We start from the raw sequence: 22,710 nt of genomic DNA, 5'->3' as shown, positions 1-22,710 counted from the left end.
TGCCATCGACAACCAGGAGCACCCATGAGCGACGCCGTACTGATCTCGCGAACCGGCGATGTGGTCACGTGGACCCTCAATCGCCCGGACACCCGCAATGCGATCTCCGAGATCGACATGATCGAGGCCCTCGAAGACGCAGTCACCGCGGTCAACCGAGATCAGAGTGTGCGCACGGTCATTCTGACGGGGGCCGGATCGGCCTTCTCCTCCGGCGGCAACGTCAAGCACATGCGAGACAAGGAGGGCATGTTCGGTGGCGCACCCGGCGAGATCCGCCAGGGCTACCGGCACGGCATCCAACGCATCCCGCTCGCGCTGTACACGTGTGAGGTGCCGACCATCGCGGCGGTCAACGGCCCGGCCATCGGAGCGGGCTGCGACCTCTCACTCATGTGCGACCTCCGCATCGCCTCGACCGCCGCAGTCTTCGCCGAGAGTTTCGTCAAGGTAGGACTCATCCCCGGCGACGGCGGAGCGTGGCTGCTCCCGCGCGCGATCGGCAACGCCCGCGCGGCCGAGATGGCGTTCACCGGTGAACCGATCGATGCTGCGAGAGCACTCGACTGGGGTCTGGTCTCGCAGGTGACCGAGCCCGAGGAATTGCTTTCCGCTGCGCACGCTTTGGCGGCTCGAGTAGCCGCCAATCCCCCGCAGGTACTCCGCATGACCAAAAAGCTCCTCCGCGAGGGCCAGCACCAGAGCCTCGAGAGCTTGCTCGAACTCTCCGCCGCCATGCAGTCGATCGCCCACCACACCCGAGATCACCACGAAGCCGTCGCCGCGATGCTCGAGCGTCGAAGTCCCGAGTTCACCGGAGAATGAAGGCCGGCAGTCAGCTACTGCCGGTCGGAGCAGTCCTCACGTCGATACTGTCGCTCCAGTTCGGCGCGGCATTCGCGACGACATTGTTCTCGCAGATCGGACCGGCCGGAGCCACGACGCTGCGGCTGACGATCGCCGCGATCATCCTCGGCGTCATCGTCCGCCCGCGATGGAGCAGATGGTCGAACCGGCAGCGCAAAGGCATCTTCGCACTGGGCATCGCCCTCGCCGTGATGAACGGCGCCTTCTACCTCGCCCTCGACACGGTGCCCATCGGAACGGCCGTCACCATCGAGTTCCTCGGACCGCTCACCCTGGCCGCAATTCTGTCTCGTCGGTGGGCCGACGGAGCATGGGTGCTGCTCGCCTTCGGCGGAGTGTTGCTGCTCGGGTTAAGCGATCACGGCGAATCCGGTTTGGACCCGATCGGGGTGATGTTCGCGTTGATCGCCGCTACTGCGTGGGCCGGATACATCGTGGCCGGTTCCCACCTGGCCGCGACGCTCCCGAGCGCCGACGGGTTGGCAGGCGCAAGCATCGTCGCGGCCGTATTGACGCTGCCCTTCGGCGTCGTCTCGGGAGGAAGTGAACTACTGGATCCGACGATGCTCGCCGCAGGCGCAGCCGTCGCCGTCCTCTCGTCCGTCATCCCGTACAGCTTGGAAATGTGGGCGCTGCGCTCTCTCGCCAAGAAAGTCTTTGCCGTCCTCATCGCCCTCGAACCCGCAGCGGCCGCACTGGCCGGAGTCCTCGTGATCGGGCAAACGCTCGACGCATTCACACTCGTGGCCATCGCACTGGTGGTGACCGCGGGTGTCGGCACTGTCGTCATGAATCGAAAACCCACAGCGAAGTAGTCCAGGTACCGTCAGAGCACGTCATTCCAACGCACAGGAGAACCATGACCAACCCGATCATCGCCACCGTTCTCGGTAACACCCCGCAGATCGACGAAAGTGCGTTCATCGCACCCAACGCCACCGTTGTCGGCGCGGTGACCATCGCTGCGGGAGCCAGCATCTGGTACGGCGCGGTTATCCGCGGCGACGCAGAATCGATCTCCATCGGCGCTGACACGAACATTCAGGACAACTGCACCGTGCACGCCGACCCGACGTTCCCCGCAGTGCTGGGCGAACGAATCTCGGTCGGCCACAACGCAGTGCTGCACGGGTGCACCGTCGAAGACGACGTTCTCGTCGGCATGGGTGCCGTGGTGCTCAACGGCGCACACATCGGCTCGGGGTCACTGATTGCAGCCGGCGCCGTCGTGTCTCAGGGGATGCAAATCCCACCTGGATCACTGGTCGCCGGCGTGCCCGCCAAGGTCAAACGTGAACTCTCCGAAGGCGAAAAGGCCGGTATCACCGCCAACGGCGCCGGCTACATCATGCTCGCGAAGGCTCACCAGGACATCGAACAAGCCTGATCGAAACGACGCTCGCGGCCGGTAGCAGCAAGAGCAACGACTAGCCTCGGGGCCGCAACGTGCTGTTCGGCAACTCGGGTGCCGGGAGCGCCGGACCGTCGTATCCCGGCACGACGCCGAAACGCCGGTCCGGGACGCTGCCGTCGAATCCGGAGGCAAGCTCGGCCTGCCACTTGCGTCGATACTCGACGATCTCTTCGTGTGTACGGCCCATGAAGTTCCACCACATGATGACCTGCTCGCCCAACGGTTTCCCGCCGAGAAGTAGCAGTCGAGCCGGTTCGGATCCCGGATTGCGCAAAGTCAGTTTTCCGAAACCCGGTGCTTGATAACCCAACTCGGCCCAGCCGACAGTGGTACCACGCAGAACAACCGATCCTTGATCGACGATCACGCCGTGCTCATGTGAACGATCGACATCGAGGGCGATCTCGGCCCCAGGATCGAGAATCACCTCGGCACCGAGTAATTCGGTGAAGGTAGACACCGGAGACGTTTCACCGGCGAGCGAACCGAGGAACACACTGAGCGTGACACCATCGGTTGTCACCGGCTCCGGTCGATAGTGAACGAACGCGGGTGCGGTATCGCGCGCCGCATCCGGCAGGGCCACCCACAACTGCATCCCGTGCAGAACCTTCGTATTCGGCGTCGACACCTCGGAGTGCGCGATCCCACTCCCGGCCGTCATCAGATTCAGTTCACCCGGCCGCACCATCGCATGGGAACCGATGCTGTCACGGTGCTCGATCTCTCCGGTGAACAGCCAACTCACCGTCTGCAAACCGGTATGCGGATGCGGCGGCACATGCATGCCCGGTCCTGAGCCGACGTCATCCGGACCGTAATGATCTGCAAAACACCATCCCCCGATCAGCGAACGCTCGCGTTGCGGGAGGGTGCGTCGCACTCGCATGGCCCGCGGGCCACCGAGCGGTACGTCGCGCGGGGTGAGGATCTGAATCTCGCTCTCCGCCGGATGGCCTTCGCATTCCTGCTCGACGGGCTGCGCTTCGAGGTTGCTCATATCGTCCATCCTGCCTCCAGTCATGACTGCGCGAGACGCAGACGCGTGCACAATTCGGCCAACAGTCGAAGTTCATCCGCGTCCAGGGCCGGTCCGACGTGGCGGCGGATGCTCGCGGCATGACGGCGACCCACTGATTTCTGCAGCGCTGCACCCGTTTCGGTGAGTTGCACGATCGTCCCGCGGCGATCCTGTGGATCAACACTTCTCGTTACCAGACCTTCGCCCTCCAACCGTTCCACCAGGCGACTGAGCGAAGGCTGGCTCAGCAATATCTCCCGATTCAGGTCATGCAGGCGAAGGGAACTACTCGGCGCAAGACTCAGCGTGAACAGCACGTCGTACTCGCGCATCGACACCTGATCCCAGACGTCATCGGCAGAGAGCCGCCGCAGCACCGACACCTGGGCGCGAAACAAGGCTTCCCAGGCGTCGGTGGCGAGTTCGGTGGTGCTGACCGGAACCTCAGGCGGTTGCTCGTCAGGCAGTGACACTGCTTGCCTCACGAGCCGCCTTCATCGACGCGTGAGTGGGCGGGTTGTCCGGCACATGTGCTGGCCGCCTGGCCGCGAACTCACGGCGCAGAACCGGAACAACTTCCTCACCGAGCAGATCGAGCTGCTCGAGCACCGTCTTGAGCGGCAGCCCGGCGTGATCCATCAGGAACAGCTGGCGCTGGTAGTCGCCGAAGAAATCGGCAAACGCCAACGTCTTCTCGATGACCTGTTCAGGGGAACCGACGGTCAGCGGCGTTTGCTCGGTGAACTCTTCGAGTGAGGGCCCGTGGCCGTACACCGGAGCATTGTCGAAATACGGACGGAATTCCTTGACCGCGTCCTGACTGTTCTTGCGCATGAAGACCTGACCACCGAGACCGACGATCGCCTGATCCGCGGACCCGTGGCCGTAATGCTCGTAACGACGGCGGTAAAGATTGATCAGCTCGATGTAGTGCTCTTTCGGCCAGAAGATGTTGTTCGCGAAGAATCCGTCGCCGTGATACGCCGCGATCTCCGCGATCTCGGGGCTGCGGATCGAGCCGTGCCACACGAACGGCGCGACGCCGTCCAGCGGGCGCGGGGTGGACGTGAATCCCTGGAGTGGAGTGCGGTACTCCCCTTGCCAGTTCACGACCTCCTCGTCCCAGAGCCGGCGAAGAAGTTGATAGTTCTCGAGAGCCAACGGGATACCGGCGCGAATGTCCTTGCCGAACCACGGGTACACAGGCGCGGTGTTTCCGCGACCCATCATCAGATCGACGCGCCCCTCGGCGAGGTGTTGAAGCATCGCGTAATCCTCGGCGATCTTCACCGGGTCATTGGTGGTGATCAGCGTCGTGGACGTGGAGAGCGTGATCTTCTCGGTCTGGGCCGCGATGTATCCGAGCATCGTGGTCGGAGATGACGGCACGAACGGCTTGTTGTGATGCTCGCCGGTCGCGAAGACGTCGAGACCGACTTCCTCGGCGTGCTTGGCGATGGTCGTCATGGCCTTGATGCGCTCGTGCTCTGTCGGGGTCCTACCCGTCGTGGGATCAGTGGTGACGTCACCGACCGTGAAGATTCCGAACTGCATGGTTGCTCCTCCGCGAACTAGATCCATGCGTTTGCATGTAACTGATCAAACATTCAACCATCCAGCTGTATTCCACGGCAAAAAGGTGAGGGCGGCACACAAGATGTGTGCCGCCCTCACCTGGACGAACGATCTACCGAAAAGCGGTCAGTGCATAACGATCGGCGTTGCCGTCTCGCCCTCGGCCACCGGCCTGGTGGTCTTGCTCCGCGGCAGGAAGAACGCCGGGATGAGGGTCAGGACGATCAGCACAGTGGCAACGAGGAAGGTGTTACCGAAGGCATCCGACGCCGCACTGAGAATCGAATTCGCAGCAGACTCCTGCGGACTTCCCGGTTCGGTCGGAATGTGCGAGGCCGCACCGACCATCGTCGTGTCGAGGCCACGATCGAGAAGCTGGTTGGTCAAGACCACCGACATCACGGCGGTACCGATCGAACCTGCGGTCTGCTGAACGATGTTCATCAGGGTGGAGCCGCGAGCAATCTGCTCGTTGGAGAGCGTCACGATAGCTGCGGTCATCAGCGGCATCATGGTGCAACCCATACCGAGGCCCATGACGAACAAGGCACCCATCAGCAGCCACGTCGGGGAATCCGAGGCAACCTGTGTGAACACACCCAAGCCGATCAGAATCAACGGCAAACCGGTCAGGACGATCTTGCCCGGGCCGATCTTGTCGACCAGTCGACCAGCGATCGGCATGGTGACCATAGCGCCGAGACCCTGCGGAGCCATCAACAATCCGGCAGCGAGCGTGGTGTGACCGCCGACCTGGATGAAGTAGCTCGGGAACAGCAACCCGGCGCCCATGAAGGCGACGATGAACAGCGACGTCGTGATGACGGCGGTGGTCAACTGACGGTTCTTGAACAGGTGCAGGTCGATCAGCGGGTGATCCTTGTTGAGCGCGTGGAACACGAAGGCGATGATCAGTGCCAGACCGATACCGGCCGACACCAGAACCCGAGCGGACGCGACGGTTCCCACCTCAGGGATGGACGACACACCGAACAGGAACAGCGCCAGGCCGGGCGACAGCAGGATCATGCCGAGGAAGTCGAAGGACTCCGAAGGCTTCGCCTTGTCGGACGGCAGAATGATGAACGCAGCAGCCAGAGCGATGATGCCGATCGGCAAGTTGATCAGGAAGATCCAGTGCCAGCTCGCGGCCTCGATCAGCCAACCACCGAGAATCGGGCCGCCGATAGGACCGAGCAGCATCGGGATACCGAGAACTGCCATGACACGACCGACACGGTCCGGACCGGCGGCCCGGGTCATGATCGTCATACCGAGCGGCATCAACATGCCGCCGCCGAGGCCCTGGAGCACACGGAAGCCGATGAGCGAGGTGATGTCCCACGCCATCGCACAAGCGACCGAACCGAGTACGAACAACACCAGGGCCGTCATGTACAGGCGCTTGGTGCCGAAACGGTCGGCAGCCCAACCGGTAACCGGAATGACCGTCGCCAAGGCGAGCGTGTAGGCCGTCATCGTCCACGCGACGGTGGCGTACGAAGTTTCGAAGTCCTCGGCAAAAGTGGTGAGCGCGACGCTCACCACGGTTACGTCGAGAATCGACATGATGGCGCCGAGCACCACCACGGAAGCGATCTTGAGGACCGCCCCGTCAAGTTTGTCGGACGCCGGTGCCGGCGCGTTCGGCGATGTCATCGCGAAGTCTCCTGGTTAAGTGCTCGCAGATAGTCACCCGCGAGAATGGGCTTGAGAGCCTCGAACAAACGAATCCGCTCTGGCTCAGGAACACGCGACGCGAATTCGCGAAGCTGGCCGCGCTTGCACTCGATGTGGTTGGTCGTCACCTTACGACCGGCCTCCGACAAGGAAACCCGCTTGACGCGTCGGTCCCGCTCGTCTTCACGGCGATCGACCAGACCCATGTTCACGAGCTGATCGATGTTCCGCCCCGTAGCTGCCACCGAGAGCCGAAGCTCGTCGGCAACCTCGTTGATCGGGATCGCCGCATCACGTTGTGCAAGTACGAACAGCACACGCACCTGAGAGAACGAGAGATCCAGTTCGATCAACGCATCGATCGACTCCGAATCACCGGCGCTCATCAGGCGAGTGAACAACTCGTCGAGTGCTCCATACAGGTCATCAGAATCGGAAGCGATCACCTGGCAAATGGTAGTGCGGTTGCAACTATTGCCCAAATGAAAACATGTTGCAACTTATTATTTGGTGACCACCATCACGTTGCGAAGAATCATTCCTGCAGCAAGATGGCCTTTCCGAGAACTTTGCCGCTTTCGAGATCAGCCAGGGCAACTGCTGCGTCGGCAAGCGGATACCGTGCCTTGACCAGCGGACGCAAGCCGTTCCGGACGTGTTCTACCAGCGATGCATGCACCTCGGCTACCGCTTCGGGATTGGTACGCGTGAACTCACCCCATGCCGCGCCGACAATGCTGATATTGCGAAACAGCACCCGGTTCACCTTTACCTCGGGAATACCGCCGCCGGCGAATCCGATCACCACGAGTCGTCCTTCGGGTGCCAGAACCCGGACCGCGTCGTCGAACGCATCGCCGCCCACCGGATCCACCACGATCTGAGCGCCGACGCCGTCGGTCAGTTCCCGAATCCGCTCTCCCCATCCCGGAGCCAGCGCGACCACCTCGTCGGCACCGAGCTCACGCAAGAAGTCATCGACGCCCTCGCGTCGTACCACGGCGATCACCCGGGCACCGTGCGCCTTGGCCAGCTGGATGGTTGCCGTTCCGACTCCGCCTGCAGCGCCGAGCACGACGACAGTCTCCCCCGCGACGATCTTCGCGCGACGAGCGAGCGCGAACTCCATCGTCTGATAGTTGATGATCAGCGAGGCCGCCTCGTCGAAGGCGAGTCCGTCCGGAATTCGGAGTACCTGCGCCGGGTTGACGGCAATCCGCTCTGCATACCCACCCAGATACGCGGCCGCGAGAACACGATCGCCCGGAGCGAAACCCGACCCTTCCGGCGCGGAGACCACGACGCCCGAGATCTCCGCGCCGGGAATGAACGGCGGTTCCGGGCGGATCTGATACTTGCCGTAGGTGATGAGCAGGTCCGGAAAGCAGACGCCACTTGCCTTCACATCGATGAGAACAAGACCTTCGGCTGCGGGCTCGGGAACCTCCTGCGCGACAATTCCTTCGGGACCGGACAGTTCCGTAACCACCATGGCGCGCACAGAAAGCTCCTCTTCGGGACATCTGAAGTCTGGACCGGTAACCCGGTTTTCTCGACTTTAACCCGGTACTCACGTCAGATCATCGTTCGCTCCCGATGTGCAGACGTTCGAGTCCGTCGAGAATCAGATCGAGACCGAAAGCGAATTCGGCGGCGTAGCTGTATCCCGGAGCAAGGACGTGCTTGGTGGTCAACTCGGCCAGGTGCGGATACTGACCGCTCTCGAACGAGCCCATGATCGCCTTCGCCAGTTCCGTCGTTTCCTGCGCTGTTTCGAACGGCAAGCTCACTTCTTGCAGCACGAAGCCGTAGATGTACGCATCCATGATCGAAAAGGCATGCGCAGCAAGGGCGACGGGAAAGTCGGCAGCGCGTAGCGTTCCGATGACGGCATCGTGGTGGCGCAGGGTCGCGGGACCAGGCGTCGTTCGGGACTCCATCAACGGAGTTGCCCACGGGTGCCTCCCCAACACTTCCCGCGTCGATACCGCTCGCACGTGAAGTTCCGTGCGCCACGGGCGTCCCGGCGTCGGCAGATCGATCTCCGCGAAGACCGCATCGACCATTCCGTCGAGCAGATCCCCCTTGTCCGAAACATGGTTGTACAGAGACATCGCTTCGACGCCCAGTTCGGTGGCCAGCTTCCGCATGGTCATCGAATCGATTCCGACGGAATCGGCAAGCGCGACAGCAGCGTGTACGACGTCGTCTCGGGTCAATCTTGCGCGCTTCTCCACGTTGACAGAACTTACACCGTAAGTGCAATACTTACGGTGTAAGTATTCGACGAACGGAGACTCGCATGCCGAAGGAACTGATGACCGCCGTCGTACAGGATCGCTACGGAGAGGCCGACGTTCTCTACGTCGACCACATTCCGCGCCCCACTGTCGCCGACAACGAAGTGCTGATACGCGTCGAGGCCGCGTCCGTCGACCGCGGGGCATGGCATCTCATGGCCGGACTGCCATATCCGTTGCGCCTCGCGGGTTTCGGGCTGCGCAGACCTAGGAACCGAGTCCGCGGACTGGACGTGTCCGGCCGAGTCGAGGCCGTCGGCAGTTCGGTGACCCGCGTGGCAGTCGGCCAGGAGGTGTACGGGATCGCGGTCGGTTCGTTCGCGGAGTACGCACGCGCACTCGAGACGAAGATTGCCGCAAAACCTGCCCGGTTGTCGTTCGCACAGGCAGCAGCGGTGCCGGTCTCCGCCCTCACAGCGTTGCAAGCCGTGCGGGACCACGGCCGCGTGCAGGCGGGCCAATCCGTCCTCGTACTCGGCGCATCCGGTGGCGTCGGTATCTACGCGGTGCAGGTGGCAAAAGCCATGGGCGCTCACGTCACCGGCGTGTGCAGCACCTCGAAAACCGATACCGTCCGCTCCATCGGTGCCGACGAGGTTCTCGACTACCGCGTCGACGACGCCACCGACGGATCGCATCGGTACGACGTCATCATCGACACCGGCGGCAACCGCCGACTGCGAGATCTTCGACGGGCGCTCACACGCACCGGAACGCTGGTGATCGTCGGCGGCGAGAACGGCGGACGGTGGCTCGGCGGAACCGATCGCCAAATACGCGCACAGTGCTTGTCTCCGTTCATATCTCAGAAAATGGGCACCTTCATCGCTTCGGAGAACGCCGACGATCTGGAGGTCCTGACGCAGATGATCGACGCAGGTGACATCACCCCGGTGATCGACTCCGTTCATCCCCTTGCCGACACCGCCGTCGCCGTGGCACGAATGGTCGACGGCTCCGGCTGCGGAAAGCAGATAATCGCCACTCGCTGAAAAGCCTGACAGAATCGGCTCACTCCAGCGAACAGGAATCTCACGTGAACCCAGATCTCACGCTCGCGCAACAGCCGGACCGAGGACCGATCTTCGTCAAGTCCCGCCCGGTCCGCACCGGCGACATCGACGTCGCCAAGCAGGTCAGGCTCGACGCCGTCGCCCGCTACCTGCAGGACATCGGCAACGACAACATCGAGGCCGCGGGAGCCATCGACACCCATCCGCTCTGGATAGTGCGTCGTACGGTCGTCGACGTCGTACGCCCGGCGATCTGGCCGGAAGAGTTGACGATGACTCGCTGGTGCTCCGGCTTCTCCACGAGATGGGCGAACATGCGTGTGCGCTTCGACGGCAGCAACGGCGCGCTGATGGAAACCGAAGGCTTCTGGATCAACATCAGCGCCGAGTCGGGCATGCCCACGCGGATGAGTGACGACTTCATGCGGCCACTGGAGGAATCCACCGACGAGCATCGCCTGAAGTGGAAGCGTGTCCTCGCCGAGAACGCACCGGAGGCGGACGACGCCGGTGTTCTGGACACGCCGTTCGCTCTGCGCGCCACGGATATCGACCCGTTCGACCACGTCAACAACGCCGTCTACTGGCAGGCAGTCGAAGAGGTCCTCAGCGCTCGCACCGAACTACGGACAGTTCCGCATCGAGCACTGATCGAGTACCTCTCCCCCATCGTCTCCAGCGACGACGTCGTCCTGCGCAGCCGCGTCGACGACAAGACCGTCACGGTCTGGTTCCTGGTCGGCGAAGCGCTCCGCGCAGTTGCGCAGGTGAGCGCCCTCTAACGCAGTTTCTGGGTCGCGACAGCCGCGACACCGAACACCAACGCAAGAAGAATCGCGGCCCAGAAACCGAAGAGCCACCACACCACGCCGAACACGACCACTGCCGGGGCAACGGTGATGAAAGCGATGGTGGGGCTTTCTCGTACCACCTCGAGTGCAGTTCGGGCATTAGTTCGATCGAGCTTCTTACCGGCCATCGAAAACCTCCTTCAAGGTCCTGACCATCCAGAGTAACCGGACTGACGGGCACAAAGCGGATACCGTGAACGCATGGCCGACCACCGCACCCTCGTCCTCATGCGACACGGCAAGTCCAGCTACCCCGAGGGCATCCGTGATCACGAGCGTCCGCTCGCCGAACGGGGCCTGCGCGAGGCCCGCATCGGCGGCGAATGGATCCGTGAAAACGTCCCGCCCGTCGACGCCGTTCTGTGCTCCACCTCCCGGCGGACCGTCGAAACCCTTGCCTCGACGGGAATCGAAGCTCCCGCCGGGTTCGAGAAGTCCATCTACGGCGGCTCACCCGCAGACGTCATTGCAGCTGCGCGAACCACGTCCGACCACGTCAAGACGCTCCTGATCGTCGGACACGAACCCGGAATTCCCTGGACTGCACTCGATCTCGCATCGAACGAAAACTCCGAAGCGGCCCAACGTATCCGCGACAAGTTCCCGACTTCGGCGATCGCCGTCCTCTCCGTACCGGTGCCGTGGACCGAACTCGACGACTCCGTCGCCACTCTGCTCGAGTTTCACGTGCCTCGTTAGATCAACCACACTGCTAAACCACCTCACGCAGTAGGCGGTCCGAAAGTGCAAGCGCGTCACGGTCGTACGTCGACGTGGACGCCAGCACTTCGTCGGCACCGGTTCGCTCGGCCAGATCGTGAAGCTGCTGCTTCACCTCGACGGGCGTCCCGTGCAGCGCCGAAGCCGTGAACGACTCGATGCGCCTGGCGTTTCGATCACTGCGCGGGGCGCGCCTGATCTCGTCCGGCGACACGAGCGGCGGAAACTCCCCTGTCCGTGACGATTCTGCGAGCGCGTACGCCTCCGGGATCAGCAACTCACGGGCCGCCTCGGTGGTATCGGCAACCGCCACCTCGAGGGAAACCACCACATAGGGTTCGGGGTGTGTGTCGGTGGGCTGGAAAGCTCGGCGGTACTCGTCCAACGCATCCACCCGATCGGTGCTACCGATTCCCAGTATCGGCCCACCCACGACCACCGGAAGCCCCAGCTGCGCTGCCACTTTCAGACCTGTGCGCGTCGCCAGCACGAAGATCGGCACCCCAGTCTGCGACGCCGGCCGTGCCGTCACTGCGGCGGATCCGTCCAGGTAACGCCTCACCTCGTCCAGGTCCGACACAAACGTGTCCGGAGCGTCCTTGCTGCGTCGTAGTGCCTGACGTACGGGCTCTGTGAATCCCAGCGATCGGCCGAGGCCGAGATCGATTCGCCCCGGGTACAGAGCCTCCAGCATCAAGAACTGCTCGGCGACGATCAGCGGTTGGTGATTCGGCAGCATGACCCCACCGCTGCCGAGTCTGATATCGCGCGTATGCGCGCCGATCGCGGCAAGCAGTACTGCCGGCGACCCGCTCCCGATCCCGGGCACCGCGTGATGCTCGGCCACCCAGAACCGGTGGTAGCCGAGAGCGTCGGCGTGCGCGGCACGTTCGACGGAATGCGTCAGAGCTGCGGAGTCGGGGTATCCGCTCCTGGTTCGGGATCGGTCGAGCAGTGAGAGAAGCACCCTCGGAGCAACAAGGAATTCGGAAAGTTTCATCCGGACGCCGAACGAGGACCGTTTCTGACCGCAATACCCGCAACACTGGACCTGTCGCCGGAATTCACCATCACATGAAGGGCACGTCATGGACATCAAGCTCGAACTGGTCGCCATTCCCGTCACCGACATCGACCGCGCCAAGGACTTCTACGTCCGCCTCGGATTCAATGCCGACCACGATCACACGGTCAGCGAAGACCTGCGATTCGTCCAGCTGACCCCTCCCGGTTCGGCCTGCTCGATCTGCATCGGCAAGGGAATCACCGACGCCGAGCCCGGCTCGGTCGTCGGCATGCAGGTAGTGGTCAAAGACATCGAAGAGGCCGAGCGCGAGTTCAAGAGCCGCGGCATCGACATCAGCCCGATCGACGACCAGGCCTGGGGGCGGTTCATCTACTTCGCCGACCCCGACGGGAACAAGTGGGCCGTCCAGGAGATCGTCATCCCGGACCTCAGCGGCAGCAACTCCTGAAAACGTCCCACTCCTGACATGAAAAATCCCCCCACCTCTTTCGAAGTGGGGGGATTTCTACGAACTAACGCTTAGCGGTAGTCGTTGCTGAAGCCGTAGTCGTCCAGCGGAACTGCAGCACCGGTGTTCTGGCCGAAGCCGTCCGGGCTGTAGTACTGGTCGTCGTACGACGGCACTGCGTAAGCAGCGGCGCGTGCCTCTTCGGTGGGCTGAACCTGGATGTTGCGGTAACGGTTGATACCGGTACCGGCAGGGATCAGCTTGCCGATGATGACATTTTCCTTCAGACCGATCAGCTTGTCCGAGCGGCAGTTGATAGCCGCGTCGGTCAAGACACGAGTGGTCTCCTGGAACGATGCCGCGGACAGCCACGAATCCGTCGCGAGCGACGCCTTCGTGATACCCATGAGCACCGGACGGCCGGCTGCGGGCTCGCCACCCTCGGCGACAACGCGGCGGTTTGCCGACTCGAACTCGGCGCGCTCGGTGAGCGAACCGGGCAGGAACTCGGTGGCACCGGAATCGATGATCGTCACGCGACGAAGCATCTGGCGCACGATGACCTCGATGTGCTTGTCGTGGATCGACACACCCTGGCTCCGGTACACCTCCTGGACCTCGTTGACCAAGTGGATCTGAACCTGACGCGGACCCATGACTCGCAGGACCTCGTGGGGATCGGCAGCACCTTCCATGAGCTGCTGTCCGACCTCGACGTGGTCACCGTCAGCCAAGAGGCTTTCGCGACCGTCGGCGTGCTTGAAGACACGCAGACGCTGACGCTTGCTGAGCTTGTCGTAGACAACCTCTTCGCCGCCGTCGTCCGGAACGATGGTGATCTTGTAGAAACGATCGCCGTCTTCGAGCTGTACCCGACCGGTGACGTCCGCGATAGGAGCCTTGCCCTTGGGCACACGTGCCTCGAACAGCTCCTGGACACGCGGCAGACCGCCGGTGATGTCATCTCCTGCGACACCACCCTGGTGGAAGGTACGCATGGTCAGCTGGGTACCGGGCTCACCGATCGACTGTGCGGCGACGATACCGACAGCCTCACCGATGTCGACCAGCTTGCCGGTGGCCATCGAGCGGCCGTAGCAAGTGGCGCAAACGCCGGTGCCGGTGGTGCAGGTCAGGACCGAGCGGACCTTGACCGTCGTGATGCCGGCTTCGAGCAGAGCATCGATCGCGGGGTCACCGAGATCGTGGCCACGCTCGACGATGACGGTGCCGTTCGCGTCGACTGCATCGGCCGCCAAGGTACGGGCGTACGTGCTGGTCTCCACGTGAGCGTCGCGGATCATCGTGCCGTCGGCCTGCTTCTCGGCGATCGTGGTGACGATGCCGCGCTCTGTTCCACAGTCGACCTCGCGGACGATGACGTCCTGCGAAACGTCCACCAGACGACGGGTCAGGTAACCCGAGTCGGCGGTGCGGAGTGCGGTATCGGCCAGACCCTTACGAGCACCGTGCGTGTTGATGAAGTACTCGAGAACGGTCAGGCCTTCCTTGAAGGAAGACTTGATCGGACGCGGGATGAACTCACCCTTCGGGTTTGTCACCAGGCCCTTCATACCGGCGAGCGAGCGAACCTGAGTCATGTTGCCGGCTGCGCCGGACTTCACGATCATCGGGATCGGGTTGCTGTCGGGGAAGTGAGCCTCCATGGCCTTGCCGACCTTGTCGGTCGCTTCCTGCCAAATGGTGACCAGAGCGCTGTTGCGCTCCTTCTTGTCCAGAGCACCACGCTGGTACTGCTTCTCGATCTTGTCGGCCTGAGCCTCGAAGTCCTCGATGATGGCAGGCTTCTCCGGCGGCACGAGCACGTCGGAGATCGAGACCGTGACACCCGAACGGGTGGCCCAGTAGAACCCGACGTCCTTGAGCTTGTCGACGGTCTGAGCAACCACGATCATCGGGTACCGCTCGGCGAGATCGTTGATGATCGTCGCCTGGCGCTTCTTCGGCATCTGCTCGTTGACGAACGGGTAGTCCGCCGGAAGCAGCTCGTTGAAGAGCACACGGCCGAGTGTCGTGGTGGCGGTCCAGCCGTCACCGTAGTTCCAGCCCTCGGGGAACAGTTCGTTCTCGAGGTCGCGCGGCGGACGCTGCTGCGTCAGACGCACCTTGATCTGAGCCTGAACCGAGAGCGCGCCGCGGTCGACTGCCATCTGAGCCTCGGCGGGCGAGGAGTACACGCCCTGCTCTGCCTCGTCGTTGGTCGGAGCAACGAGCTCACCGGTGACGCCCTCGTCGAGACGGGTCAGGTGGAACAGACCCGTGACCATGTCCAGACGCGGCATGGCGAGCGGGCGACCCGAAGCAGGCGAGAGGATGTTGTTCGAGGACAGCATCAGGATGCGTGCCTCGGCCTGAGCCTCTGCCGACAGCGGGAGGTGAACAGCCATCTGGTCACCGTCGAAGTCGGCGTTGAAGGCCTCACACACCAGCGGGTGGAGCTGAATGGCCTTGCCCTCGACGAGCTGCGGCTCGAATGCCTGGATACCCAGACGGTGCAGCGTAGGTGCACGGTTGAGCAGCACGGGGTGCTCGGCGATGACCTCTTCGAGGACGTCCCACACCTGGACGCGCTTGCGCTCGACCATGCGCTTTGCCGACTTGATGTTCTGCGCGTGGTTCAGATCCACCAGACGCTTCATCACGAACGGCTTGAACAGCTCGAGAGCCATCAGCTTGGGCAGACCACACTGGTGCAGCTTGAGCTGAGGACCGACGACGATGACGGAACGACCCGAGTAGTCGACGCGCTTACCGAGCAGGTTCTGACGGAAGCGACCCTGCTTGCCCTTGAGCAGATCGCTCAGGGACTTCAGCGGGCGGTTACCCGGTCCGGTGACCGGACGTCCACGACGACCGTTGTCGAACAGGGCGTCGACCGACTCCTGCAGCATCCGCTTCTCGTTGTTGACGATGATCTCGGGAGCACCGAGGTCGATCAGTCGCTTGAGGCGGTTGTTGCGGTTGATGACGCGGCGGTACAGGTCGTTGAGGTCGGACGTCGCGAAACGTCCACCGTCGAGCTGAACCATCGGGCGAAGCTCCGGCGGGATCACCGGAACAGCGTTGAGGACCATGCCCATCGGCGAGTTGCCGTTGGTCTGGAATGCCGCAACCACCTTGAGGCGCTTGAGTGCACGCAGCTTCTTCTGGCCCTTGCCGCTGCGGATGGTCTCGCGGAGAGACTCTGCCTCGGCGTCGAGGTCGAAGTTCTGCATCAGGATCTGGATGGACTCTGCGCCCATCGCACCCGTGAAGTATTCGCCGTAACGGTCGACCAGCTCGCGGTACAGGAGCTCGTCGATGATGAGCTGCTTGACGCTCAGCTTGGTGAAGGTGGTCCAGATCTCGTCGAGACGATCCAGCTCACGCTGCGCGCGGTCACGGAGCTGACGCATTTCGCGCTCGCCGCCGTCCTTGACCTTGCGGCGGACATCGGACTTCGCGCCCTCTGCCTCGAGCTCGGCGATGTCGGCTTCGAGCTTCTGCGCACGTGCCTCGAGATCGGCGTCGCGCTGATCTGCGACGGTCTTCTTTTCGACCTGCATCTCGGCTTCGAGGGTGGACAGCTCGTTGTGACGGAGCTCCTCGTCGACACCGACGATGACGTAGGCAGCGAAGTAGATGATCTTCTCGAGATCCTTCGGAGCCAGGTCGAGCAGGTAACCGAGACGGCTCGGAACACCCTTGAAGTACCAGATGTGCGTGACCGGTGCGGCCAGTTCGATGTGACCCATGCGCTCACGACGAACCTTGGCGCGAGTGACCTCGACGCCACAGCGCTCACAGATGATGCCCTTGAAGCGGACACGCTTGTACTTACCGCAGTAGCACTCCCAGTCCCGAGTGGGGCCGAAGATCTTCTCGCAGAAGAGGCCGTCCTTCTCGGGCTTGAGCGTGCGGTAGTTGATGGTCTCCGGCTTCTTGACCTCGCCGTAGGACCAATTGCGGATGTCCTCTGCACTGGCCAAGCCAATGCGGAGTTCATCGAAGAAGTTGACGTCGAGCACGTAACTTCCTTTCCCCGTTGGGGTTACGGTTGCCGGTCACCCGGCAACCTGACTGCCAATTCAAATGTGAACTACGCCCCCGGGCCGCTCTCTCAAGAGCAACCCCGGGGACCGAAACCTAGTTCGCGAGGTCGTCGACCGTCGCAGCTTCGTTCCTGGACAGGTTGATGCCCAGGTTCGCTGCGGCCCGCTCCAAGTCCTCGTCGTCGCCGTCCGCCATCGTGATGGCCGCGCCGTCCGAGGACAGCACCTCCACGTTGAGGCAGAGCGACTGGAGCTCCTTGAGGAGCACCTTGAACGATTCGGGGATGCCGGGTTCGGGGATGTTCTCGCCCTTGACGATGGCTTCGTACACCTTGACTCGACCGACCACGTCGTCAGACTTGATGGTCAGCAGTTCCTGCAGCGTGTAAGCCGCGCCGTAGGCCTGCATCGCCCAGCACTCCATCTCACCGAAGCGCTGGCCACCGAACTGGGCCTTACCGCCGAGAGGCTGCTGCGTGATCATCGAGTACGGACCGGTCGAACGAGCGTGGATCTTGTCGTCGACCAAGTGGTGCAGCTTGATGATGTACATGTAACCGACCGAGACCGGGTACGGGAACGGCTCGCCGGAGCGGCCGTCGAACAAGGTGGCCTTTCCGTCGGGTCCGACCATCTGCTCGCCGTCACGGTTCGGCAGCGTCGCGGCGAGGAGACCGGTGAGCTCGTCTTCCTTCGCACCGTCGAACACCGGGGTGGCGATGTTCGAGTCGGCCGGAGCGGACAGCATCTCTTCCGGCAGGGTCGCAGCCCAGTCGGGACGAGAGCCGTCGGACGCGATCTGAATGTTCCAGCCGGTCTTGCCGATCCACCCGAGGTGGGTCTCCAAGACCTGACCGATGTTCATACGACGCGGGACACCGTGCGTGTTCAAGATGATGTCGACAGGCGTGCCGTCCGAGAGGAACGGCATGTCTTCCTGCGGCAGGATCTTGCCGATGACGCCCTTGTTACCGTGGCGGCCGGCGAGCTTGTCGCCGTCCTGGATCTTGCGCTTCTGTGCCACGTAGACGCGGACCAGCTCGTTGACACCGGGAGGCAGATCGTCGTCTTCGTCACGTGAGAACACGCGGATTCCGATGACCTTGCCGGTCTCACCGTGAGGAACCTTGAGGGACGTGTCACGAACCTCGCGAGCCTTCTCACCGAAGATGGCGCGAAGGAGGCGCTCTTCGGGGGTCAGCTCGGTCTCGCCCTTCGGCGTGACCTTTCCGACCAGCACGTCGCCGTCACGAACCTCGGCACCGATACGGATGATGCCGCGCTCGTCGAGGTCGGCGAGGACCTCGTCGGAGACGTTCGGGATGTCGCGAGTGATTTCCTCGGCACCGAGCTTGGTGTCGCGGGCATCGATCTCGTGCTCCTCGATGTGAATCGAGGTCAGGACGTCCTCTTCCACGAGACGCTGCGACAGAATGATCGCGTCCTCGTAGTTGTGGCCTTCCCACGGCATGATCGCGACGAGCAAGTTCTTACCCAGCGCCATCTCACCGTTCTCGGTGCAAGGACCGTCGGCCAGAACCTGGCCGGCCTCGACACGCTGTCCCTCGTCCACGATCGGACGCTGGTTGGCGCACGTGCCCTGGTTGGAACGCGCGAACTTGCGCATCCGGTACGTCTTGCGGCTTCCGTCGTCAGCCATCACCGTGACGTAGTCCGCGGAGATCTCCTCCACGACACCGGTCTTCTCGGTGATGATGACGTCGCCGGCATCCACAGCTGCACGCAGCTCCATGCCGGTACCGACGAGAGGTGCCTCGCTGCGAACCAGCGGGACAGCCTGACGCTGCATGTTCGCGCCCATCAGGGCACGGTTTGCATCGTCGTGCTCGAGGAACGGAATCATCGCGGTTGCGACGGACACCATCTGACGCGGCGAAACGTCCATGTAGTCGATGTCGGAGGACGCGACGAACTCGACCTCGCCACCCTTACGGCGGACGAGAATCTTCGAGTCGGTGAAGCGACCCTCGCGGTCGATGGCCGAGTTGGCCTGCGCGACTACGTGGCGGTCTTCTTCGTCAGCGGTCAGGTAGTCGACCTCGTCGGTCACCTGTCCGTCGACGACGCGACGGTACGGGGTCTCGATGAAACCGAACGGGTTGACGCGGGCGTAGACCGACAGCGAACCGATCAGGCCGATGTTCGGGCCTTCCGGGGTCTCGATCGGGCACATGCGGCCGTAGTGCGACGGGTGAACGTCGCGAACCTCGAGGCCGGCGCGCTCACGGGACAGACCACCCGGGCCGAGGGCGGACAGACGACGCTTGTGCGTCAGCCCCGACAGCGGGTTGTTCTGGTCCATGAACTGCGACAGCTGGGAGGTTCCGAAGAACTCCCTGATCGCAGCGACGACGGGACGGATGTTGATCAGCGTCTGAGGCGTGATTGCCTCGACGTCCTGCGTGGTCATGCGCTCACGAACCACACGCTCCATGCGGGACAGGCCCACGCGGATCTGGTTCTGGATGAGCTCGCCGACCGTACGCAGACGACGGTTGCCGAAGTGGTCGATGTCGTCGACCTCGACGGGAACCTCGACGCCGCCCGGAGCCGTCATCGAGGTGTCACCTGCGTGCAGACGCACGAGGTACTCGACGGTGGCGACGATGTCTTCTTCGGTGAGCGTGGATGCAACGATCGGCTGACCCGCGTTCAGGCCGAGCTTCTTGTTGATCTTGTAACGACCCACGCGAGCGAGGTCGTAGCGCTTGTCCTTGAAGAACAGGTTCTCCAGCAGGGTCTGCGCGCTCTCCTTGGTGGGGGGCTCGCCCGGACGCAGCTTGCGGTAGATGTCGAGCAACGCCTCATCGGTGCCGGCGGTGTTGTCCTTCTCCAGCGTGGCCATGAGGATCTCGGAGAAGCCGAAGCGCTCCGTGATCTGCTCGGTGGTCCAGCCGAGTGCCTTGAGCAGGACGGTGACAGGCTGACGACGCTTGCGGTCGATACGGACACCAACGGTGTCGCGCTTGTCGACGTCGAACTCGAGCCATGCGCCGCGACCCGGGATCACCTTGACGCTGTGCAGATCCTTCTCGGTGCTCTTGTCGACGCTCATGTCGAAGTACACACCGGGGGAACGCACGAGCTGCGAGACGACCACACGCTCGGTGCCGTTGATGATGAAGGTGCCCTTGTCGGTCATCATCGGGAAATCTCCCATGAAGACCGTCTGGCTCTTGATCTCACCAGTGTTGTTGTTGATGAACTCCGCGGTGACGAACAACGGCGCCGCGTAGGTCATGTCCTTGTCTTTGCACTCGTCCGTCGAGGCCTTGACCTCGTCGAATCGAGGGTCGGAGAAGGACAGCGACATAGTGCCGTTGAAATCCTCGATCGGAGAAAGCTCCGCGAGGATGTCCTCGAGACCACCGGACACTGCATTGTCGCCGAGTGCCGCTGCTCGTTCACGCCAACTCTGCGCGCCGATCAGCCACTCGAACGAATCTGTCTGTACGTCAAGAAGCCCGGGAACTTCGAGGGGTTCGCGAACTTTCGCGAACGAAACCCTCTTCGGGGCTCCGGGGATTCCGGAAACTGCCTTGGTCTGGCTAGAGACTGCCAAGATGCGTCCTTCCAGCACCTCACGCGGGCCGCTCCGTGCTGTTGCGACCGCCGCTGTATCTGCTTCGAATTTCGCTGGTTACAACCCGAACGAAACCCGTCGCAGAAAGCAAGAAGTACTTGACTTCGCAGCGGTTGAGACGAGGGGTGGACAGGAGGCAGCCAGCGCAACGTCCAAAAGTACACCCTTACTCTGGAAATGTCGAGTCGGGTGTAACTGAGGGTCGAATTCAGATACTGACGTGAGACTGCCGATCACTCGTCCGTGCATGTTCACCGATCAGAGTGGACCTTGCGGACCGCTCCGTCAAGGGCGAGAGCGCGTGTCGCAGCATTCGAACATTCGTGACGCGCATTCGAACACTGCCACCGGGAGTGTAGCCAGCAACGGCGTCACATACGAAAAATCTGGACCGACATCGTGCGTCGATCCAGATCTTCGCGCTGGTGCGCAGGTGCTACTGGTCGCGAATCTCCGAGCTACTGGTCGCGAATCTCCGAGATCAGCCAGTTTCCGTCCTGCTTCTCCAGACTCACGATGACCATTCCGGAGCGAGAGTCTGCCGCCACGCCGTTCTGCGTCGAGCTGACGTTCAGTTGGGCGAGCAACTGTGCTCGGTCCTTCTCGAGCCGTGTGATCCCGATCAGCGGGACATCAGCGGTCGTTGCCGTCTGGGTTTGTTCGACGCCGGCCTTCTGCGTGTCCTTGTACTGCGTCAGCTGATCGCGCATCGACTGGTTCAGGCCCTGGACACCCTTGTCGAAATCGGCGTCGAACGTGTCGGGAGAGAACGTGAAGACTGCAGCCAACGCCGACGGCGTCACACGAAGAACTTCAGCCGTGGCGCCTTCGTCCACCCAGGCGATGTCGTCCGTCTTCGCGCCGACTTTGAAGAAGGCGATGCCGGCGAGGATCGCGACGATGACCGCTGCGGCCCCCAGGATCGCGACCAGGCGCCAACCGGCCTTGGATTGTGTAGGTGTTGTCGCCGACTCCCCCGCGCCCGTCTCCGGGGTAGCAGGGGGCTTGGGCTCGTCTGCGACGGTTTTCGCCGGTTTGGTCAGATCGGGGCCCGGTGTGGATTCCGGAGCGTCGGTTTCCGTCTTCGGCGGCTCGATGTCTCCGGACTCTGCCTTCGTGAGCGTCGGCTTCGCAACCTCCGGCTTCACAGCCTCCTGTGTTTCCTCTTCCGGCTGTTCGATCGTGGGCTCGACCGGATCCGAATCGGACGTCCCCGCGGGGACGTTGAGCGAGCGAGCGCTTCCGGCGATCTTCGGCCGACGGTTCTGCGGGGAGGACGGTCCGCCGGTACGACGTTTGGGTGGCATTACGCGCTTCTCCTTCGAGGGATGTCGGTGTGCAGGTTCGACGAACTACTGGCCACCGGAATCACCACCCTCGGTTGTCGGTGCGGGAGCACCGGAGGCAGGTGCCTCGGTCCCCGAACCGGGTGCGGGCGTTGCGTCAGGAGCAGGCGTGGAGCCGTCGGTGGCCGGCAGGGTGCCGGAGCCGAGATCGAGCCGAGAGCCGATCGGATCAGCCGACTGAGCCTTCCAGACCCCGTCGACCTCGACCATGCCCAGCCGCATGCCGAGCTGATTCTTGACGAACTGGTTGCCCTGGGTCGTGGTGACTCGAACGACGACCAGTGCCGTGGCGGTCCGGTCATCGGTATTGAGCTCGGTCAGCGCGGACTGAACGACTTCGGTGTCAGCCTTCGAGCCCGAGTTACGCAACTCGTCTGTGATGGAATCCTGAACGGTCTGCAGATACGTCGTCATCTCGTCACCGGTCACCGAAGAACGCATGTTCTCGATCGACTGGTCGAGATTGGCCGAATCCGCGTTGTTGAGGTTGATCGCGACTTGCTGCGCACCGATAAGCGCGTCGTCACGCATCTCGGCGGTGGTGCGGTCGGTGGTGAGCGCCCGAACGTACGGGACGCCGAACACACCGAGCGCAACCACGGCCGCCAGAAGCAAGACACCGACCGCAATCAGAGACGCTGTCAGCCCCTTCGGTCTACCGGTTGTCGGCGCTCCCGATTCCACTTGCTCGGGCCCGCCGGACTGCGGGGAACTGTTTCTCTGAATCACACTCACTACCCTACTTACCTGTTTTGCCCAGCCTCTGGCCGCGAATCGTCAACTGCCACAACT

General features: G+C 62.8%; 20 protein-coding genes. 7 read left to right on the top strand and 13 right to left on the bottom strand.

All coding sequences use genetic code 11. The annotated features are described in order from the left end of the window. Positions 1-24 precede the first annotated feature (24 nt). The 3 genes from RHP72_RS08925 to RHP72_RS08915 are packed head-to-tail and all read left to right on the top strand — an operon-like array spanning position 25 to position 2,254. On the top strand, positions 25-825 hold the full coding sequence (locus RHP72_RS08925; RefSeq protein WP_003942035.1) for a crotonase/enoyl-CoA hydratase family protein: 801 nt from the start codon (positions 25-27) through the stop codon (positions 823-825). Continuing rightward, on the top strand, positions 822-1,682 hold the full coding sequence (locus RHP72_RS08920; RefSeq protein ID WP_058227497.1) for a DMT family transporter: 861 nt from the start codon (positions 822-824) through the stop codon (positions 1,680-1,682). Before RHP72_RS08925 ends, RHP72_RS08920 begins: the two co-directional genes overlap by 4 nt. A 44-nt stretch (positions 1,683-1,726) precedes the next feature. After that, the gene (locus RHP72_RS08915; protein WP_003941993.1) at positions 1,727-2,254 is read left to right on the top strand and encodes a gamma carbonic anhydrase family protein; all 528 of its coding nucleotides are present in this window, start codon (positions 1,727-1,729) and stop codon (positions 2,252-2,254) included. A gap of 40 nt (positions 2,255-2,294) precedes the next feature. Here the strand turns inward: RHP72_RS08915 and RHP72_RS08910 are convergent, their stop codons facing one another. The 7 genes from RHP72_RS08910 to RHP72_RS08880 form a co-directional block, all read right to left on the bottom strand. Then, entirely contained in the window at positions 2,295-3,281 is a 987-nt protein-coding gene (locus RHP72_RS08910; RefSeq protein ID WP_039972959.1) for a pirin family protein, read from the bottom strand. A gap of 20 nt (positions 3,282-3,301) precedes the next feature. Further along, on the bottom strand, positions 3,302-3,775 hold the full coding sequence (locus tag RHP72_RS08905; protein WP_042453108.1) for a MarR family winged helix-turn-helix transcriptional regulator: 474 nt from the start codon (positions 3,773-3,775) through the stop codon (positions 3,302-3,304). Continuing rightward, positions 3,762-4,856, bottom strand: a complete 1,095-nt coding sequence (locus RHP72_RS08900; protein ID WP_228402030.1) for an LLM class flavin-dependent oxidoreductase — start codon at positions 4,854-4,856, stop codon at positions 3,762-3,764. The genes RHP72_RS08905 and RHP72_RS08900 overlap by 14 nt, the downstream gene beginning before the upstream one ends. A 147-nt stretch (positions 4,857-5,003) precedes the next feature. After that, positions 5,004-6,536, bottom strand: coding sequence for a DHA2 family efflux MFS transporter permease subunit (locus RHP72_RS08895; RefSeq protein ID WP_003942006.1), 1,533 nt, complete (start codon positions 6,534-6,536; stop codon positions 5,004-5,006). Beyond that, complete coding sequence (locus RHP72_RS08890; RefSeq protein WP_003941890.1) at positions 6,533-7,003, bottom strand: MarR family winged helix-turn-helix transcriptional regulator; 471 nt, start codon at positions 7,001-7,003, stop codon at positions 6,533-6,535. The genes RHP72_RS08895 and RHP72_RS08890 overlap by 4 nt, the downstream gene beginning before the upstream one ends. Before the next feature lie 89 nt (positions 7,004-7,092). Further along, entirely contained in the window at positions 7,093-8,058 is a 966-nt protein-coding gene (locus tag RHP72_RS08885; protein ID WP_003941986.1) for an NADPH:quinone oxidoreductase family protein, read from the bottom strand. 79 nt (positions 8,059-8,137) lie between these two features. Then, positions 8,138-8,794 carry a TetR/AcrR family transcriptional regulator gene (locus tag RHP72_RS08880; RefSeq protein ID WP_311094571.1) on the bottom strand — a complete coding sequence of 219 codons (657 nt, stop codon included), beginning with the start codon at positions 8,792-8,794 and terminating at the stop codon, positions 8,138-8,140. A gap of 65 nt (positions 8,795-8,859) precedes the next feature. Here RHP72_RS08880 and RHP72_RS08875 point away from each other — a divergent pair, with 65 nt between their 5' ends. Together RHP72_RS08875 and RHP72_RS08870 are read left to right on the top strand one after the other, a co-directional pair. After that, positions 8,860-9,849 carry an NAD(P)-dependent alcohol dehydrogenase gene (locus tag RHP72_RS08875; RefSeq protein ID WP_007728421.1) on the top strand — a complete coding sequence of 330 codons (990 nt, stop codon included), beginning with the start codon at positions 8,860-8,862 and terminating at the stop codon, positions 9,847-9,849. A gap of 44 nt (positions 9,850-9,893) precedes the next feature. Further along, positions 9,894-10,652 (top strand): acyl-[acyl-carrier-protein] thioesterase, encoded by a 759-nt coding sequence (locus RHP72_RS08870; RefSeq protein WP_007728423.1) that lies wholly within the window; start codon positions 9,894-9,896, stop codon positions 10,650-10,652. On the opposite strand, the gene RHP72_RS08865 is transcribed toward RHP72_RS08870, so the two are convergent. Then, the gene (locus RHP72_RS08865; RefSeq protein ID WP_003941897.1) at positions 10,649-10,849 is read right to left on the bottom strand and encodes a hypothetical protein; all 201 of its coding nucleotides are present in this window, start codon (positions 10,847-10,849) and stop codon (positions 10,649-10,651) included. The two genes, RHP72_RS08870 and RHP72_RS08865, sit on opposite strands and share 4 nt — an antisense overlap. Before the next feature lie 73 nt (positions 10,850-10,922). On the opposite strand from RHP72_RS08865, the gene RHP72_RS08860 reads away from it, so the two are divergent. Continuing rightward, complete coding sequence (locus tag RHP72_RS08860) at positions 10,923-11,420, top strand: histidine phosphatase family protein (protein ID WP_007728426.1); 498 nt, start codon at positions 10,923-10,925, stop codon at positions 11,418-11,420. A 13-nt stretch (positions 11,421-11,433) separates the two neighbouring features. On the opposite strand, the gene RHP72_RS08855 is transcribed toward RHP72_RS08860, so the two are convergent. Beyond that, on the bottom strand, positions 11,434-12,441 hold the full coding sequence (locus tag RHP72_RS08855) for an LLM class flavin-dependent oxidoreductase (protein ID WP_311094570.1): 1,008 nt from the start codon (positions 12,439-12,441) through the stop codon (positions 11,434-11,436). A gap of 88 nt (positions 12,442-12,529) precedes the next feature. Here RHP72_RS08855 and RHP72_RS08850 point away from each other — a divergent pair, with 88 nt between their 5' ends. Next, positions 12,530-12,916, top strand: coding sequence for a glyoxalase superfamily protein (locus tag RHP72_RS08850; RefSeq protein WP_003942070.1), 387 nt, complete (start codon positions 12,530-12,532; stop codon positions 12,914-12,916). Positions 12,917-12,987: 71 nt separating this feature from the next. On the opposite strand, the gene RHP72_RS08845 is transcribed toward RHP72_RS08850, so the two are convergent. The 4 genes from RHP72_RS08845 to RHP72_RS08830 all read right to left on the bottom strand — a co-directional run bounded on the left by RHP72_RS08845 (position 12,988) and on the right by RHP72_RS08830 (position 22,653). Then, the gene (locus RHP72_RS08845; protein WP_003941914.1) at positions 12,988-16,944 is read right to left on the bottom strand and encodes a DNA-directed RNA polymerase subunit beta'; all 3,957 of its coding nucleotides are present in this window, start codon (positions 16,942-16,944) and stop codon (positions 12,988-12,990) included. 118 nt (positions 16,945-17,062) lie between these two features. Beyond that, positions 17,063-20,569, bottom strand: a complete 3,507-nt coding sequence (gene rpoB / locus RHP72_RS08840; protein ID WP_311094569.1) for a DNA-directed RNA polymerase subunit beta — start codon at positions 20,567-20,569, stop codon at positions 17,063-17,065. A 461-nt stretch (positions 20,570-21,030) separates the two neighbouring features. Next, positions 21,031-21,879 carry a hypothetical protein gene (locus RHP72_RS08835; RefSeq protein WP_311094568.1) on the bottom strand — a complete coding sequence of 283 codons (849 nt, stop codon included), beginning with the start codon at positions 21,877-21,879 and terminating at the stop codon, positions 21,031-21,033. A gap of 45 nt (positions 21,880-21,924) precedes the next feature. Further along, the gene (locus RHP72_RS08830) at positions 21,925-22,653 is read right to left on the bottom strand and encodes a hypothetical protein (protein ID WP_007728440.1); all 729 of its coding nucleotides are present in this window, start codon (positions 22,651-22,653) and stop codon (positions 21,925-21,927) included. Between the last annotated feature and the right edge of the window lie 57 nt (positions 22,654-22,710).

It is taken from the genome of Rhodococcus sp. SG20037, assembly GCF_031763325.1.
Classification (GTDB): Bacteria; Actinomycetota; Actinomycetes; order Mycobacteriales; family Mycobacteriaceae; genus Rhodococcus_F; species Rhodococcus_F qingshengii.
Note: the sequence above shows the minus strand (reverse complement) of the source record. Positions and strands in the feature narration are given on the sequence as shown.